The sequence below is a fragment of the Massilia sp. WG5 genome, assembly GCF_001412595.2.
Lineage (GTDB): Bacteria > Pseudomonadota > Gammaproteobacteria > Burkholderiales > Burkholderiaceae_D > Telluria.
Genome location: NZ_CP012640.2, coordinates 1,125,508 through 1,142,745, shown reverse-complemented (window position 1 = coordinate 1,142,745; position 17,238 = coordinate 1,125,508). Strand labels below are relative to the sequence as shown.

The window sequence follows — 17,238 nt, the reverse complement described above, 5'->3', positions numbered from 1 at the left end:
TAAACGTTTAGTTCGGATCACCATTGATGCTATGGAAAATATCGTTTTTGAAGCGCGGTCTAAAAATTTTGAAGAGCTAGCGGATCTGGCAAACGCACAGTGGATTTGTATCCGACAGTTAGCCGATAGGTACTCGGAAAAAAAAATTCCAGGCTCGACGAACATTTTTAAGGATCTAGAGTGGCGAGATGAGACAATACCTCAATCCGGTATCCGCTGGATGTCGGTTGATCCAGCCAACAAACGTCCTGCGTTTGTTCTACTTTTAAAAATTGCTATACTCAATTATATTGAGTTGAAACGGGTTAGCCTATCTACGGTAGCGGGTTATCTCAATATGTTGTTAGGCTTTTTAAAGCAGACTTTAGAGGAAAAATCCATCCTTCAAGGATGTGCCGGAGAATATTTAATTGGACTCAATGAAATCGGAACCGATGAGCTTGTTCCCTTAATCGATCAGAAGATCGTTTTACGTGCAGAAGTCAGAAGGTTGCCGACATGCCTGAATCTTCTGAAGGACTTGCCCCGGCATGCGGTGGACGGTTTATATTTTCTTCTGCCTACATTTGAATATCCATGGAAAGATACTTCATTTGAGAAATGGATTAACAAGCGTTATGCAAATTTAAAAGAGCCAGCTTTTGAAGTGAGGCCATATTTGGCTATGCCTCCACAAACCACCCAGCCCGTCATTGAACGGTCAATGTGGATAATCGAGGAATATTCCGAGTTGATATTAGCGGCTCATCGGGAAGCGGTGACCATGAGTTCGGAAAGCTATACTCCATATCTTCGATCTGAAGCTGGAATCAAGTTTGCCACATCGATAAAAAAACTTGCGTGCTCATCGCCGCGCAATCACGCGGGTTTCTCCAAAGAAGGGCCGCTGCCGTTCAAGATCTTTCTCTCGATGGTCAATTTGTTGAGGGCTGCGTGCGTTAATATTATTTTCTTAACTACTGGACTAAGAAACCTTGATCTCACCTTCGTCCGAACAGGCTGTTGTAGGCCTTCTGGTAGAGCCGACATGCTCTACTATGTCGACGCCTATGTGAATAAAACCGCGATACACCTCCGTCTGCCAGTTCCAGAGCAAACTAACCATGCTATTTCGATTCTAGAAAAATTGCGATGGAATGACGATAGTCCTTACGTTATAGCTCCTTTCGGGAAAAACTATAGGCGAATACAAGAACTAGATAAGGCAAGGGTTTGTAAATCCACGGTCAATCGATGGCTACGGAAATTCGCGCAATGGTTCGACATTCCCTTTGTCACGCCTTATGGTGACGATGATGAATACACCGCTCATTGTTACCGTGCTACAGTTGCCGGTTGGCTAGACTCCGCAAGTAGTCTGTCGATACTTTTGGTGAGGCGTTTGTTTGGTCACGGTAGCAACTTGATGCCTCTTGCCTACCTTCATCACAATCCTATTTTCCTTAAAGCCAGAAAAGATGCAATTGAGGAAGCTGCAAGCGCAATGGCCAAGAGAATGAGTAAAGCGGCGTCAACTGGCCGGCTCGCAGGTGGAAGAGGAGAAGAACTCATTAGGGGTTATGAATCTCATCGATCTGTTCAAAATGCGAATTCCGAATCAATGTCGGATTCAGAGCTATTGACGTCTTTTGAAGAACGCGTTAGAGAGCGAATTGTTAGCGGTTCAATGTTGGCAATGATGACGCCGTTCGGTGTTCTGTGTACGAGGAATCCCCATGACTCGTCTCCTCCACCATGTGCAATACGAACTGAGCGAGACAACATCAAGCAATATGCGATAGATCAAGAATTGTGGCGCTATATGCAAGCGGCACCAAACCCTGCGCAGTGCGTTGGTAAACGCTGTGAGCATGCGATGCTTGGCCCTTGGTCAACCGCTCTCCGAGATTCCTTTTATTGGTATATCGGATTTTTAGAATCGAGAGTCGGACAACCTCTTGCTACAGAGGAGTTGCGTATTCAAGCGCGAGCTTTTGTCAAACAATATGCCTCGGATATTGAAAAGATATTTCCAAGCGAATTGGTGGGTGAATGAAATGGAGTCTGATTTTGGCTCGAAAAGGAAACGTGACGCGAGAACTCATCAGGAACGACTCTTAGATATCCGACAGGCGTTCAAAGAGTGCAAGGAGCGCGCAAAGAGAATGAATAAAGTAAATGAATGTAGTATCACAAAAATAGCTGAGAAAGCATGCGTCGCTAAATCTTATCTTACTGGAAATAAGCCATTTGCCGAAAATGGTGTCGCAGAGGACTATCGAAAAATCGGTGTGGAAATCATTGCTTTTCGAGAAGAATTTCAAAATTGCAAGGCTGTTGTTCATGAGAATAGCGAAATTGCGGATTTGGAACAAGAACTAGATCGCGTAAAGTCATCAGTTCGACCAATTATTATGGAGTTGGAAACCGCCAAAAATGTATCGTCAAATTGGTTGCGAGAACTTGACGAAGCGCGTAAAACGATCTTGCTCTTGCAAGCCAAATTATCAGATCCGGTGTCGACTAAAGGACAAGGCTCAGGACAAGTCGTTGGAATTGATCGTGCGATAAGAACCGTAATCTGTCCCGACAAATATTTGTTTGGCAATGCGATTTACAGATTCAGTGACGAGGGCGCCCGCCATGATGCATGGCTGAAGTGTTACGACGAATTAGATGAGGCACTAAGCCGAGCGCATCCAAAGCGACTTTATGTATTAGTCGGACTGCCTTGTTCGGGCAAGTCGACCTGGGCTGCCAACGCCCAACTATACACTGATCGCCATTCAGTAATATTTGATGCGACAAACCTGACGCGATATGAACGTGAAAATCTAGTACAGTACGCTAAACGCGCCAAGGATGTAACAAAATGTTGCGTATTTTTTGATACACCAAATGAGATCGTAAAGGAACGGAACGCCAATCGTCACGCCTCTGGCAAGATGCTTAGTTATGAGGACTTAGATTTAATGTATAAAAAGTTGACGTTGCCGGATCCTTATAAGGAAACCTGGATCGACGAAATGATCGTTGTGCGAAACAAACACGCCTCGTCATAATCACAATGTAAGAACTTCTGCTATAGCGCGTTTCGCTGTTTGCGTGCGGAAGCAGGTTGGTGAAGAGGGCGGTCGCTCGGGCGCGGCAATTACTCGTCCGGGAATCTGCTTTGGTTTGATAAATAAAGCATCTGTTGGGCAAATGGAAATAGAACTGTATAAAGATCTTGACTCAGGCTTGCTTATTCCTTTTGTTGACGGAATTCTGCAAAGGGAGATGTGCGAGTTTTTGATATATCGCTTCTATTGGCCGTCGCGTATCTTGGTCGGGATGAAGACTGTGGACGTAAGTTCACTAAGAAATATAGCTTATGACATCAAGCAGTTCTTAGAGGCGCTGTTTGCAAATGGGTTTCATTTTACGTCAGTGACTTATGAGCAGGTAACGCGTCTACTTGATGCGCAGCAGAACGTTCACGGATGGGGTAATTCAACGTACAACACTAAATACCTTCGGATACGCGAGTTTTTCGAGTTTCTAACCATGAAAGGAATCTCTCATGCGGCGATCTTCCCGGAAAAGCGAGCAGCCACACGGGCCGGGCATCGTGATGAGGTTGGTGATGTCCATAGTAGGTACGTTCATCATTATGCCCAAGATGACGGACAGAAAAGAACTCCAATAGTTGATGATTACGTCGGTCGTGTAATTAGCATGGCGACTTACGGGGAACTATATCGTCGCCTAGCGAAAATTGACATTGTATATGCGGTACTAGCGCAAACAATGATGCAAACTTGCCTTCGGGTAAGTAATGCATGCCAATTGCCTCGATCGCGAGGAAAATTAAATCCGCATTGGATGTTATGGCCGGAAATGAGGGCCACTGACACGGAATTTCTTAAGTTTCACCATATCGCTAAAGGACGCAAGCCCGCTTGGTGTTATATTTGGCCAGAAACTGTTGAGGCTATTTACCGTGACTATATATCGAAATGTTTCGAGAGTCGCAAGAAACTATTTGACCAGAGTTATAGTGTTCGCAAAAATGCTAGTCTACGTCAGGGGCAGCTTGAGCTACCACAAGCGGGACAGTTACTCTGGCTTACGGAAAGCGGGGTTCCAGTAAAACCATACATGGTGGAAGAGGCATTTCGTCAGACAGGCTTAAAAGTTAAACCTCACTACCTACGCCATACCGGCGCGACGCATCTTTTATGGAACTATTGTCGACTAAAAGGAATTGAGTTAGATGAAAGAATGGCAGCCCAGTTTCAAACGTTTTTGCAGTTTCAGCTCGGGCATGTTTCCATTGAGACGACACGTCATTACATCAAAACCATTACTCGGAAGAGAGCGGAGATTGTAGTTCCTTTTGCATTGCCAGGGAATCGTCAGCAGATTGACGAAGGATTGCCGCCTGAAGCGGTTGAAGAGATAAAAATGCTCGATTTTTTTGCCGGAAAGTCTGAAACAATTTCAACTAATTCGGTTTCCAACTTCTTGGTGTAATATCGCTCATCTGTAGGCCACTGAATCTGACGAGCGAAGTTTTTCCTTTTTTTAAGGCTTTGTACTGATTTAATGAGAGTATCAAAACGACAACCCCCTAGTTAGGCAAAGAAACGAGTCGCATAGGGTAAAGCATGCAGTAGGCTCCTAGGATTAATTTGGCTAGCTAGCCTTGCTGGGATGGTGATGAATTATTCGCTTCTTTACTCAGGCCCAGTCTAAGCAACTCGGTGACGATTATTGGGCTTAGGTTAAGGCTTTCCACCTTCAAATCGCGAAGGAGTTGCCGTGAGGCTTCCGTTGTGAGAGGGCCTTCCTCAGGCGAAAGACGCTGGAGGGCGGACGCAGCTATTCGCGACAGGTCGAGTTCAACATAGGCTGTTGCGGCCTTTTATGAAATTCCGAGTTCCAGCGCCAGGGCAGAGTCGAACACCTTTAGTACTAGATCGGCGTTTCCCTGTTTGTCGTAGTGCCTGTAGCAGAAGGTCTCGACAGGCCTTCCCAAGCTGCAAACATTGGAAACGTACGATTTCTTCAATAAGGTCGAAGGCGTCTCGTATGAGAGCGTCTAGCGTTTTGGGCTTCGCAGGAGTCATGCCATCATTTAAAGCTTGCTCGGCTTTCTTACGCTCGCTCTTGCGCTGCCTTGAAATCCAACGACCTAACATCTCGAGGTAGGGGATGGCCTTCATCCAGTCCACGGCCAGCCTTCCTGCTAGCGCCCCAAACTTCCTTGATCCCCCATTCACCTGTTCTACGATTCGGCCAAACAGCGATTCATAGAAACCTGAAGGGGCGTCCTTCGGGTTCATAGGCAGCAACTCGGAAATCCTGCCTTCTTCGATCTTCTCGCGTAAGTTGTCGTAGAGACGCTTAAGACCAAATGGGTCTACGCGTGCTAAACGACTTTTTGCGTCATTCAGCGAGTCAGGAAGCTCGATTTTTCCGAGCTCGTGGCGAGCGCCCGCGCGACCTATCACGGCAAGACTTAGCTCTCTCGGCTTTCTGTAAACTTAGCGTGAAAGAGAGAACCATCGAGACGTGCGTACCCCTGGCCTGTGAGTAGCCATACTCGGGGACGACGCCGTTAGATCAGGCGCTGGCTGAATCGAGGTAGCCGAATTTAGCGTGAAAGAGAGAACCATCGAGACGTGCGTACCCCTGGCCTGTGAGTAGCCATACTCGGGGACGACGCCGTTAGATCAGGCGCTGGCTGAATCGAGGTAGCCGAATTTAGTCAGTGCCTTGATCCATCGGGGGGCATTACGCTTGACCGCCATGGCTTCGTAATCGACCAGGCGGTCGCGGTAATGTTCGCGGCGCTGGAGCATGAAAAAGATGGTGCGGATGATGCTGTGGCCGATTGCAACGATGCTGCGCTTGTAACCTCGACGCGGCATCAAGGCATCAAATTTCGGTTTAAAGGCACAGTTTGAACGGCAGGCGGCATGTGCAAACTCGCAAAGCAGCCGACGCACGTAGGGATTGCCTTTGCGCGCTCGACCGGATTTACGCTTGCCCGCAGATTCGTGATTGCCCGGACAAATGCCGATCCACGATGCCAATCGGTCAGCGCTGCCAAATGAAGTCATGTCAGAGCCGATTTCGACAAGCAGCATGGCCGCGCCCACAAGGTCGATACCGGGTACCGTTTGCAGCAACGCCAACGCGTTGTGTTCAGGTTGGAGGCCATTGAGCAAACGGGCCTCGAAGCGCGCAAGGCGCGCTTCGATCTCCTCGATGTGCTGCATTATTTCGCCCAACGCAAACCGATGGCTATCGGTCAATTCCCCCTGTACCGCATCGTAGAGCACTTCTCTACTGGCGCGAAGGCGTTTGCTCGCTTGATCCAGAACTTCTTGAGGCGAACATCCTCTGATGATGGCTTTGACCAGGATCCGCGCGGACTGTCCGTGAAGATCGCTGACCACAACGCTCAGACGCACGCCGCCATCGGCCAGGATCTTGTGGAGTCGGTTTTTTTCACCCGTGAGCTGGCTGACCAGTTTTTGTCGCTGACGGGCGATCAGCCTCAGCTCCCTCAGGACAGCGGGTGGAATGAATGATCCACGTAGCAAACCGGCCCGTGACAGCATCGCCAGCCACTGCGCGTCGCCAATGTCGGTCTTGCGCCCTGGAACGTTTTTAACATGCCGCGCATTGACGACCTTGGCAAGAATGCCGACCGCTTCAAGCGCTGCATGAGGGCTCTTCCAATAGATGCCCGTGCTTTCCATGACCACTTCGTCTGGCTTGAGGGCCAACGCCCATTCAGCCAATTCTCGTCGATCACGCTTGAACCCACCGAACTGGCGCTGTTCGACCCGGGTTGATCCATCGGGCATTTCAATCAGCGCACAGGCCGTGATCTGCGCCTGATGGACATCCAGGCCAATCACGCTTTTATGGATCGTCACCAGTTCCATCGCCCCTCCCTTTGAGCTAGACTCAAAAATGGAAGGTGCGGGAGCCGAGACTGAAGATGCCTGATGGTGATAATTCGCCAACGGCCAATTTAGCGTACGCCCTTGCAGGTGCAATCCTGGGTGCGAGTCAGCTCGGCGGGTCACGTTGGGTACGGGGTGCGAGCCCGCCAAAGTTTAAGCACGACCTCTACCCGTCACCTTCCACCCTCAAGTCTCTTTCATCTGCAAGGGTGACGCTACCGTCATGATCGTTTGGTCAGGACAATGCGGTTTTGTTGTACCGGTGCACGCCATTGTTCGCGCAGCCGGTCTTGTATCTGCTCGAACACGCCCGCCCCAACCCAGCGCGCGAATGCTTTGTAGATTGCCTGCCAGAGCGGGAACGTCTCGGGTAAGAGCCGCCAGGCGCAGCTTGTACGTAGTCCGTACGAACATGCATTCACGAGCTCTCTCTCCGACTGTAGTGCACAGGCGTACCTTGTTGCCCCGGCGCAGGCTCGAACAAATCGGCGACCAGATCCCATTCCGCGTCCGTCAGATTGGTACTGTACGGTGACACGTCCTTGCGGCGATGGGCTGCCGTGTAGCCATAGCGCTTGGGCCCCTTGGCCGCGGTTGCAGCGTACGCCCGTCGTACCGGCTTGAGTCGTACGATGCCTTGAGCACGTAACGCGCGACGAATCGTCGCCGCACAGACGCGTGCGCCACAGCGGCGATGTAAGTCCTCAGCAATCTCTTGCAGACCAGCCCGGGCATGCTCTGTCACGATATCGTACAAAGCTGCGATATGGTCAGAGTTCGACGCTGGCGGCCTGTCGCCAGTGTGGACCGACGGGGTAGAGTCGTCGAGTGAACGTTTCGTCGCCATGGCATGCTCCTTCTACACCGCGATAGCATGCCACAGCTATGTTTATTGATTTCGTCTACACCCTGTTAGTCAAATTGCGTTTACACCAATTCCGATCGTAAAAGGCATGGTCTTGTTATCCTTAGCTCGTCTGACCACGCTTCCAGTGAAGAGAATAGCTGAGCACGAAATCGCGTAAAAATACTTGCTCCCGTGTCGGAAGGCCGCTGAGCGCCTCTGCTATTGATTCGATGAATAGGCTTGGGGTGTTCTCCTCTGCTACCAATGATCGCAGGTGCACCTGCAGGACCTCCGAGATATGCTGAAGTCGGTCGAGCGAGGGAAGTTGGGCGCCAATTTCGATGCGAGATAATGTTGCCGTTTCGATATCAATAGCCTCGGCTAGCTGCCCTTGTGTCATTCCGCGCTGGGTTCTCGCAGTCCTAATGTTGCGCCCCACCTGAGCGCCAAGAGCCGCTCCGCGGGGCGCTTTTGGCTTTCTTGGCATGCGTTTCCTCTTGAAAATCCGTCATGTTCAACTGCGCGCAGTTCGAAGAAAATGACATAAAATGCCTATTCACTTGATGTAAAATGATTTTCGGCTTAAAGTTCCAGGGTCTCGCTTAGTCTGAACCCGCGTTAGTGTCCGTCGCGATGGGGTTCACGTCGGCCTGTGTGCTTACTTAAGAGCCTGCATCAAGTTGAAGCGGACTGTAAAAAATGTTCGTCAATACGGAATGACCGGCCGAGCGTTCTCGCACTTACCTTGCGAGGTCAGGTATATATGATTCGACGGAATTTGAGTTTTGGCTTGTGGTATTTTTTTGAAAATTATCGCGAAGAGCTTCATGTGCCGATAGATGCGCTTTGGCCCAAGCGAAGTTTTTATTTGGCACTATTTTCGGCCTTGACAGTCGAGCTTACCGGTAACGCTGCAGCGCTTGAATTGATGAAATCGTCGGCACAGCAGGCCCTAATGTATTCCTAAGGTAACGATGAATTATGCTAAGGTAACGATGAATTATGTTAACGTCTACTAGCCATCTATTTTGCCGCTTGATTGCTCAAGCCAGTCATTCATTTTTTGACGTTTGAGGACGGAAAAGTGTTTTATGCCTATCAAAGCTCATATAGTTCTGAGCAAATCGATGTGTTGCGTGAGTTATTTGATCAACCAAGTATTAATATTTTTTCGTTTGTTGAAATACCATTTAACGGCCAGATTTTTCATGTTGACGTAGCGCCTGTTTCTATGGAAAGCCGCTGGCAACGTTTCATATTTGATTCGATAGAAAAAGTTTTTTTATTTGCTCAATCCGAAAATATAAAATTCTATAAGATATCATTGCAGTCGCGGAGGGTAGACGAGCGCGATTATAAAATAAGATCGGTTAAGCGAGTGTTCGTTGGCAATAGTCCGGACGGCAATATTGTTCACGTATTTGAGCTATCTGATGGGGCAATGGAACACAACGCATTAGACGAAGTCGATAAAGATAATTTGCGGAAGGTATCATTGGTATGGGCTGAGCCAGACTTCAAAATATGATATGCAGTTATGTGATGGGCGCGTTTACTGAATTGGAACGATAATGGTTGTCCTTGATACCTAGTTATTATTCGGCGATTGCCAAATTGTTGAAGAGTCCGGTTATTGTGGGCCGCCGGGATTTTATGTTGTTGGCGAAAATTTTAATACCGTGTCGTTTTTTATTCGTAAGAAGTTTTATTTTGCGTATTCAACCGAATTTGAAGCGGCCGCTCAAACAAGTTCGTAAATTTTCAGTTCATTGCTGATATTTGCCACGCAGCAGGACCTTTTCAAAGCACCAAAGTGAATTTCCGAAAATATTAAAAGTTTAATCAAATGCGCGAGATTGATGAGAATGAATTTTTGAAGGTCCCGGTGAGTTTTCCTCGCCCTGACTACCCGGCCACGATTCCTGGAACGCAGCCAAAACTAATAATGTCAAAGTACAAAGGAAAATTTTATGTGGCCGGCTGTACGCCACCTGAAATCTATGAACGTTGGACCATGTGCTTAGAATATGTGGCCGACTTGACGGGAAGGGCGCACGCTGCCAAGGAAGGAAAAATCGTAGGGCTGAGCGAAGAGAAAGTACTGGATCATTATCTCGACGCATTTTTTGAAGGCGGCCTGATATCGAAGGCTGAAGCGCAATGGATCAATGAGGAAGTGTTACGTCGTCTCAAGTAGAAATTTTCGATTTAGCTCTGCAAAACGATTTTTTAAATAATTAATTAACTATTTTGTAGAAATCTTAATTATGAGAGTTAGGTCGCGAAAAACGCAACTTTACAGCTACTCGTTTCATTACTCTGCGCCAAATGGTCAAAAAAAGCGTTTAAAAATGCTTGGGCTATTGAGTGAATGGCATGCTATTGAGCCCAGCATCGTTCGTGCGCTTGGTTGCGATAAAAGGTCTGCTTTAAATTGGTTTATTGCCCCAGCAATAGGCCTTGGTGGCAGACGCCCTGTGGATTTGGCAAAATCTGCAAACGTCCAGATTTTACTAGACTATCTAACTAGAGTAGAATTTGGTGTCTATACATGATATTAAGAGAATGAGGAAGAATCAATGAGTAATTACGGCATACTGGCGGCGCGCGAAAGGAGTATGTAATGATAGCGAAGGAATTTCCTAATACTTCGGGTCGTTGTATTGGTGGCGAGCACATTAGCCTAAGTGTGAATAATTATGCTGATTGCGATTGCTAGCAAGTTTGTAGGCTTTAAAGTTTTCGCAAATTTGGTGGCTTGCTCGTGAGGGCGATGCCTGAGGCGGTTATCGAAAATATGGTTCGCAGGCAGGCTGACGGATAGCATCTGATTTGCTTAGCTTGGAACTCACTTCCGTGAAAGCCATCAATATGGTGTTGAAAAGGAGGACGGCATCATGCTTGAAGATCGGATTGATCAGATGGCTACAGTCAAAAAGGTGTTCGATGATGGTGAATGGCTGACAGCAGAAGAGATCAACAAGCTACAAATTAGGCCCCCACGGAAAAAGTCATTTCCAGCGAGTGCTTGGAAGCGCCATGGGCGGATCTTCAGTGTCTTGTATAATGGAGAAGAATATTATCCTCGTTATCAATTCGACCCGATGTTTCAACCTTTGCCGGTCGTCAGGAATATCCTGAAGGCGTATGGCGAATGCGCGGATACCTGGTCAATCGCAACGTGGTTCCACTTTCCAAATGGCTGGATCACGAAAGAAACAGATAGCGAGGCCGTGTCTGTGGCCCCGAAAGATGCACTGGACCGGACCAATGACGTGATAAAAGCCGCGCGCAATCTAAAAGGGACATATGTGGCATGACTATGTGGAGCGACGAGGGCCTTTGGGTTGCCGCCAATGTGTAGCAACAGGGGCGTCGACTCTCCCGGGACCGGCATAGGCGGGTAGCTCAATTCGCGCAGGTAACGGCCAAGCTCTACCATGAGTTCGTTCGTGGCCGGCACGATCCGCACCTTGCTCCCCTTTCCGAGGATCTCGAGCCACCAGCGTTCCGTGCCGCCCTGGTCGCGCCGGCAAAAGAAATTGCCCATGCTGTTTTCGCAACCTCTGAGATATGCAGGCCGCAGACGTAACACAGCGTGATGAGCCAGCGCAGGCGGAAATAGTGCTCGCGTTCACGCGGGGTCTCGCGGGGCAGGGCATCGATTGTGGTCTTGACCTGTAGCCACAGGTCCTCGTCAAGATAGCGCTCAATGCGCGGGGCCTAGCGAGGCTTGCGATGGCGCGAGAGCGACAGCGGATTGCCAGCAAGGTAGCCTGCGTTGACAAGCCAGGCGAACGTCGAATTGAGGATCACGCCCGCCTGTCGTTGGCTTGCGGTAGAGAGTGGGCCAGCAAAGGGCCGCCAGCGGTTGTCGCTGCGGGGGTGCTTGCGCCCCTTGTCCGCCACCCACTTCTCGCGAGGCCCGGGTGATGCCAGGAAGCGCTGGTAGACCAGCCAATCCTCGTGGGTCAGCGAGGAAAGTGGCTTGCCGGCTTCCCATATCGACCACACCAGCAGGCGCTCGGCCTCCTTTCGATAGGCGTCGAATGTCGTCTTGGTACCGACGAAGTTCGCCAGCCATGCGCGCACAGCCTCGACGTCTGTGTTGGCTGCGATTTGTCGCGGCACGTTCCACTCGCGGTTCGTTCCACGTGAGCCATCGAGTTCATGAGGCACGTGCAGCGCTTCTATCGGAGCGACCTCGCGTTCGTGCTCCAGGGAGATAGGTAAATCAGGCATGGTCAGGGCGCGGTCTGTCGCCATCGAGCATGGCCTGTGTGCACTGCGCAGTAGAATTTAGCACGGCGCCGAGCATTGCCTCGCTCTACGAGTTCGTCACCGAAATCGGCACTGACACCTTGGCCACAGGCGGCTCGCCGAGGGCGAGGAAAGCCTGCTGCGCGGCTAGGCCTTTGTCAGCGTTGCGGATGCATTGCCCTGCCAAAGGCCTTTGCGTGTCACGGTCGACCGGTGCCGCTCTGGATCCGGACCTCCTGACGTACCTCGACGGGCTGGAGCGTCTGGTAGCGTTGCCTGATATTGTTATAGACGCCTGGTGTGTCTTCGGCCGAAATCGTCACCACCATGGCGTAGGGGAGCGGTGGCAGTGTTTCGTTATCGACGCTTTGTCCGTCTTCGCGGGCGCCGTAAGTGATATCGAACAAGGGGTCGTCTAGGGTGTCGGCGTTGAAGCGCTGCTCGTGCTTGAGCGTCGTTTCCCACTTCTGGTCGTCCATGCGCGCTTCGAGCTCGCTCGTGTACATTTTCGACGAGGAGAAGAACGTGGTCGTCTTTTTCTGCGATTTTTTCGGCCGCAGCATCACCGTCAAGCCGGCGCGGGTGTAGTTCACCGCATGTTCGGGGTCGGTGTGGCTCGCGAAGCACAGCGTGGCGCGTAGCGTCACGCTGCCATTCAGGGGCAGGGTCGGGAAGGGAATCAGGGCGCGGAGGTTTTGCCCCGCCTGCAAGGTGCCCTGGTAGATCACCCGTACTTCGTTGTCGTCGCAGGTCAGGACCTCATCGACACTCTGAGGGAAGCGGCCGTGCCCAACATGGCTCATCAGCATGGTTTTAGGTCGCGTCGCGTGGTGCGACATCAACGCCCGTACCGCGAGGAGGCTGAGTGGCGAATTGAGGGACACCTTCACGCCAATGGCAGTGCGCAGGGTCGCGGGCGAGCTGAAGCTCGTGCCGCTCGTGTGGGCGTATTGCCCCGTGAGCGCGTTGTAGACGACAAACGGCTGCTTTTCCGATCCTCCGAAGCCGACACCGTCCGGCTTGACCATGCCCGGGCTCCGTCCTGGCCCGTGCGAGCTGTACGGGGAGCGGTCCCAGCCTAATTCGGTGACGTCGCACGCGCCCACCGCCAGGGCGTTGACCATGTCGGAAGGGGGTTGGACGCGCGATTCGGGCCATGCCTTTTCGCCGTCATTGCCTACCGCGACAGCGGCGAGGGTCTTCCCCGAGGCCAGGTGACTGTCGATCAAGGCAGTCCAGGGGTGGACTTCGTCATCGTTCATAGGCATGTACGGCCCGATGCTCAAGTTGACGAACTCCGGTTGCTCGCTTTTGAGGACGCTATCGATATGTTTAAGGACGTCGTACAGGTCTGCGTCGGGAATCCCGTCGGGCGTCGCCAACGCAGGACTGATGCAGCGGTAGTGGTGCACATTCGCGTAAGGGCGCGGGAAGGTCTCCGCCGCCTCATCGAGCGGCCCGAACAGGACTGAACTGGTCACGCCATTCCCGTGATGCAGGTAGGCTGCGGATGTCGACTCTGCACCCGGCATCACCGTCTCCTGAACCCAGGAACTCAGGTCGGAGTGACCGATCCCGCCGTCAAATACTGCCACCTTGAGCGAAGTGTCGATCGCCGGCAAGGCAGGCAAGGCAGGCGCAGCGATGCTCGAGGCGCGCATCTCCCTGCCGCCGATGCGTAGCGATGGCATCACCCGCACGGCGCGGACGAACTGGAAGGCGGACAAGCCATGCGCTTTCGCCGCCGGCAGGCGCACCGGCACAAAGGTCAGGCCAGAGACATTTAACGCACGCGCGATGTCAGCCACTCCGCCGAGCGATTCGGCGTAGCGGGCAAACGCCTTGACGATGTCGCCATCCTGTGCCGACGCATGGAGCACAACCTCAAGTGTTGGCTGGTTTAGGGTAGCCTCGTCAACGAAATTCTTGTCGGAGGCTGCAAATGGCTGCATCAGTTCAAAGCGGCAAAACGCCTTCTGGTGCGTTTGTGCGATCTTGGTCGAAAACAGCATGTCGGTCAGGCGTCGGAAGGCTTCATCCGGGCCCGCCACGTACAGCGCAGCCGTGAAGAGCGACTGACCGCTCTTCTGGCGGGTGCTGGCGACCTTGCGCGGCACGACATAGGCCGACCGGCTGCCGACGCAGCGCAGGCCGCTCGCCTTTAGTAGGCCGTTCGGGTGATGCGTCTTGGCCAGGAAGGCAGGGTGGAGGGTGAACTTGGCAACGGACTCGCCGCGCGGCTTGACGATGGCCGGTTGGGACTGCTGCGCCTCCATGAGCCTTCCGAGCTGCTTGCCGAGCGACTCTCGCTGCTCTGCGATGTGATACGGGTATTTCTTGTTACCCGAACCGCGATCGAGCTTGAACGGATGCGTCAGTGTTTCGCCATAGCCCAAGATGATGTTCGTTGCCGCCATTCCTGATTACTCCCCGAGGTAACGTTTGATGACACTGCTGACTGTTGGATGGGTCTTGCCCAGGCTTGTGGCAATTTCCCTGCGCGAGTGACCGGCCAGGTACATGAGCAACATCTCGCCCTCATGGGGCTTGGCCATATCTCCTTTACTTATTCGCAACCTAACGGCGTTCTTGACCAGTGTGGGCACGAGCTCGGCTTTCTCCAGCAGCGCGGTCTTGCGCGAAGCGTTCACGATCTGGCCGATACCGCTGAACGATTCCCCGTGTAGCAGCGCAGCCAAGTTCTTACGAACCTTCTCTTCCATGGCCAGGTCTGCAAGGTAGGTTTCGATAAGCTCAGCGGAGGGCGGCTCGAACTGGATGACGTGGTCGAACCGGCGCCAGACGGCGGGATCGAGCAATTCTCCATGGTTAGTGGCAGCGATCAGCAGGGCGTTGGCCGGCCAGTCGTCCAGCGCCTGCAGCAAGACGTTGACCAGTCGTTTCAATTCGCCCACATCACTGTCGTCGTCGCGGCGCTTGGCAATGGCGTCGAATTCATCGAGCAGCAGGACACACGGCCTGGACATGGCGTGATCGAACACTGCGCGCACATTGTTCCCGGTCTTGCCCAGGAAGCTGCTCATGACGGTTGCAAGATTAAGGGTAAGCAGGGGAAGTTTGAGTTCCTGGGCGAGCCAGTACGCGGCCAGGGTCTTGCCGACGCCAGGCTGGCCACAAAACAGCAGCATGCGCGCCGGAGCGAGTCCTTCCTGGATGAGCACGTCGAGGCTGCGCCATTCCTTGAGTACATCGTCGAGCACGTCCTGCACGGTACCGTTGAAGACCGGTCTTTTCGGCACGACGACCGGATAGACGGTCTCGACCAGCTCCATGCGCGAGTCCGCGTCGACAGGTGCCGGCACGAAGTCGCCTGCGCCGCGCATGACGTTCTCGGACGAGAGAAACTGTGCAATTTCCTGCGCCAGGGCTAGGTCTGTCTGTTTCAGCTTGGTCGCGAACCGGCCGACGGCGAGCGCGAAGGCGCTACGCGAGCCGGTCATGCCGGACTGCACAATATTAACGAGTTCTTTTCGCGGGAAGCTTTCCACTACAATCCTTTTGAAACAATAAGATAGCGTTACTGGTAAATTCTGTATGGTTGATTTTAACAGAACTTTACCACTTGAGCCACTCTTATTGCTGAGGACTTGGCGCAGTACAGGCCAAACGATGCGCTTACACTGCGCCCGTATTTTCCAGACATTATGGGAATAATGTCCTCTCGGCCGCACCGTTGATGCGAAGAGCGGCTTTAGCAATGCAGGGCGTTGAGTATGGGCAGGACCTTCGGTGATTTGTCGGGTTATCGCCCAAGGCCTGGACCAAAGAGGACCAAGGATCGCGTCCAAGGAGTTCGACGCCCAGTTCAGCTGATCGCCGTGGGGTAGCGGACGAATAGAACCTTCCTCTGACCTCAAGCCAAGACAGGCAAACGAGTCCGACACTCGGCGGAATACGTCGCAAACTGTCCTGCGTGTTAGGTTGGGTTTTGATATCGACGTCGTGACTGCGAGCTTTCGGGGTATCAACGAGTTCACGCTCGATCCGGCCTCCCTCGGCAGTTAGTTCGCCCACGACACGACACCGGGGTGCGCGACCGCAGCCCGGTGAAGAAAACGTGTGACTTCTCGACAGATTGAAGGAAGCGTTTCAGAAACTGTAAATAACGACACGCTACGCGTTCCGGGGCGTTATTAGCTAAAACTCGCGAGCAATTAGAATCAGCACAGCGGCGATGGCGGATCTACCGTCGCGGCTACCCGGATTGTCACTGTGCTGACGAATAGAACCCGAGCTGAAGACCCGTATTCCGCTTATTTAACTGCTGAAACGACGTAGTTCGATCCTTGCTGCGTGAACTCAACGTCCACTTTCTTTCCGACTGCGAGCTTGTCGAGCAAAGACTTGTCCTTGACGCCGAAAGTCATTGTCATTGCCGGCCAATTCAGGGACTTTACCTGGTCATGGGCGAGTGTCACCTTGCCATTGGTCGGGTCTACCGATTTCACCACGGCTGACGTCTTGTGTACTGTGTCTTCCTTGGAGGTACCCTGGACTTTGCTGTCGGCAGTGTTCTCCTTCATCATATCCTTACATCCCTCCATATTCATGCCTTTCATATTGTTCATGTCCATGCCTTTCATCTCCTTCATGTCCATGCAACCCTTTTTCATTTCCATACCCTTCATATCGCCTGTCTGACCGAAGGCGGTTCCCGAAATGGTCACTGCAGAAATAAAGGCCAGTTGGGCAAAACGTTTCATGAGAGTTCTCCTCAAGTGAATAAAAGTAAAGTCTTGAGTCCACGACGGGACGCCAAGTCGTTGTGGCTAAGTTAGCCGTTACGGGTTCATTAATGATCACTCTGCTGCTGTGACTTGTTCATCATTTCCATGCACGCCTTCATCATCCGTTCCTTTTCGGCTTGGTTATCCGGATGTTGCACGTTTCTCTGCTGCTCCTCCTGGGCGCGCTGAGCCTGTTCCTGTCGCATGCGCTCCGCCTTGACCTTGCGTCCATGCTCGATGATTTGCCAATCAGGACCTGCGAACGCCGGCAAAGCGGTAGCGAATGACGCTACGCTGAGTAAGGTGAAAAGAAATTTTTTCATGATTGACTCCTTTAACGACTGCAAAAAAGCGAACTCGGCCAAACCTTCCTGCGGCATGTTATAAGCCGTCTACGCTCCGGCCCGGCCAAAAGAGCCGGACCCTTGAGCCACCGTGCAGT

General features: G+C 51.9%; 15 protein-coding genes. 7 read left to right on the top strand and 8 right to left on the bottom strand.

The annotated features are described in order from the left end of the window. Nucleotides 1-31: 31 nt before the first annotated feature. From AM586_RS28030 to AM586_RS04945, 3 genes are all read left to right on the top strand, one after another. The gene (locus tag AM586_RS28030; protein WP_156895587.1) at nt 32-2,035 is read left to right on the top strand and encodes a hypothetical protein; all 2,004 of its coding nucleotides are present in this window, start codon (nt 32-34) and stop codon (nt 2,033-2,035) included. Between the two features lie 109 nt (nt 2,036-2,144). Continuing rightward, entirely contained in the window at nt 2,145-3,041 is an 897-nt protein-coding gene (locus AM586_RS04950; protein WP_162600522.1) for an AAA family ATPase, read from the top strand. Beyond that, the gene (locus AM586_RS04945; RefSeq protein ID WP_156895585.1) at nt 3,013-4,494 is read left to right on the top strand and encodes a site-specific integrase; all 1,482 of its coding nucleotides are present in this window, start codon (nt 3,013-3,015) and stop codon (nt 4,492-4,494) included. Before AM586_RS04950 ends, AM586_RS04945 begins: the two co-directional genes overlap by 29 nt. A 1,202-nt stretch (nt 4,495-5,696) precedes the next feature. Here AM586_RS04945 and AM586_RS04940 read toward each other — a convergent pair. From AM586_RS04940 to AM586_RS29260, 3 genes are all read right to left on the bottom strand, one after another. Then, nucleotides 5,697-6,920 carry an IS110 family transposase gene (locus AM586_RS04940; protein ID WP_047826633.1) on the bottom strand — a complete coding sequence of 408 codons (1,224 nt, stop codon included), beginning with the start codon at nt 6,918-6,920 and terminating at the stop codon, nt 5,697-5,699. 242 nt (nt 6,921-7,162) lie between these two features. Next, nucleotides 7,163-7,444 carry a transposase gene (locus tag AM586_RS29265; protein ID WP_082439655.1) on the bottom strand — a complete coding sequence of 94 codons (282 nt, stop codon included), beginning with the start codon at nt 7,442-7,444 and terminating at the stop codon, nt 7,163-7,165. 465 nt (nt 7,445-7,909) lie between these two features. Further along, nucleotides 7,910-8,275, bottom strand: coding sequence for a helix-turn-helix transcriptional regulator (locus tag AM586_RS29260; RefSeq protein WP_075792006.1), 366 nt, complete (start codon nt 8,273-8,275; stop codon nt 7,910-7,912). 597 nt (nt 8,276-8,872) lie between these two features. Between AM586_RS29260 and AM586_RS28025 the strand changes: the two genes are divergently transcribed. The 4 genes from AM586_RS28025 (at nt 8,873) to AM586_RS28015 (ending at nt 11,108) form a co-directional block, all read left to right on the top strand. Beyond that, nucleotides 8,873-9,316 carry a hypothetical protein gene (locus AM586_RS28025; protein WP_156895584.1) on the top strand — a complete coding sequence of 148 codons (444 nt, stop codon included), beginning with the start codon at nt 8,873-8,875 and terminating at the stop codon, nt 9,314-9,316. Between the two features lie 318 nt (nt 9,317-9,634). Beyond that, the gene (locus AM586_RS28020; RefSeq protein ID WP_156895583.1) at nt 9,635-9,985 is read left to right on the top strand and encodes a hypothetical protein; all 351 of its coding nucleotides are present in this window, start codon (nt 9,635-9,637) and stop codon (nt 9,983-9,985) included. A 70-nt stretch (nt 9,986-10,055) separates the two neighbouring features. Next, nucleotides 10,056-10,343, top strand: coding sequence for an antitoxin Xre/MbcA/ParS toxin-binding domain-containing protein (locus AM586_RS29255; protein ID WP_082439654.1), 288 nt, complete (start codon nt 10,056-10,058; stop codon nt 10,341-10,343). Nucleotides 10,344-10,685: 342 nt separating this feature from the next. Next, entirely contained in the window at nt 10,686-11,108 is a 423-nt protein-coding gene (locus AM586_RS28015; protein WP_162600504.1) for a hypothetical protein, read from the top strand. Between the two features lie 403 nt (nt 11,109-11,511). On the opposite strand, the gene AM586_RS29250 is transcribed toward AM586_RS28015, so the two are convergent. The 5 genes from AM586_RS29250 to AM586_RS04895 all read right to left on the bottom strand — a co-directional run bounded on the left by AM586_RS29250 (nt 11,512) and on the right by AM586_RS04895 (nt 17,119). Then, the gene (locus tag AM586_RS29250) at nt 11,512-12,054 is read right to left on the bottom strand and encodes a hypothetical protein (protein WP_052234474.1); all 543 of its coding nucleotides are present in this window, start codon (nt 12,052-12,054) and stop codon (nt 11,512-11,514) included. A 194-nt stretch (nt 12,055-12,248) separates the two neighbouring features. Continuing rightward, nucleotides 12,249-14,465, bottom strand: a complete 2,217-nt coding sequence (locus AM586_RS04910; RefSeq protein WP_047826634.1) for a S8 family peptidase — start codon at nt 14,463-14,465, stop codon at nt 12,249-12,251. 6 nt (nt 14,466-14,471) lie between these two features. Continuing rightward, nucleotides 14,472-15,557 carry an AAA family ATPase gene (locus AM586_RS04905; RefSeq protein ID WP_082439653.1) on the bottom strand — a complete coding sequence of 362 codons (1,086 nt, stop codon included), beginning with the start codon at nt 15,555-15,557 and terminating at the stop codon, nt 14,472-14,474. 765 nt (nt 15,558-16,322) lie between these two features. Further along, nucleotides 16,323-16,772 (bottom strand): copper-binding protein, encoded by a 450-nt coding sequence (locus AM586_RS04900; protein WP_047826635.1) that lies wholly within the window; start codon nt 16,770-16,772, stop codon nt 16,323-16,325. Nucleotides 16,773-16,861: 89 nt separating this feature from the next. Beyond that, nucleotides 16,862-17,119: a hypothetical protein gene (locus tag AM586_RS04895; RefSeq protein WP_156328275.1), complete on the bottom strand. Its 258-nt coding sequence runs from the start codon at nt 17,117-17,119 to the stop codon at nt 16,862-16,864. Nucleotides 17,120-17,238: the final 119 nt, after the last annotated feature.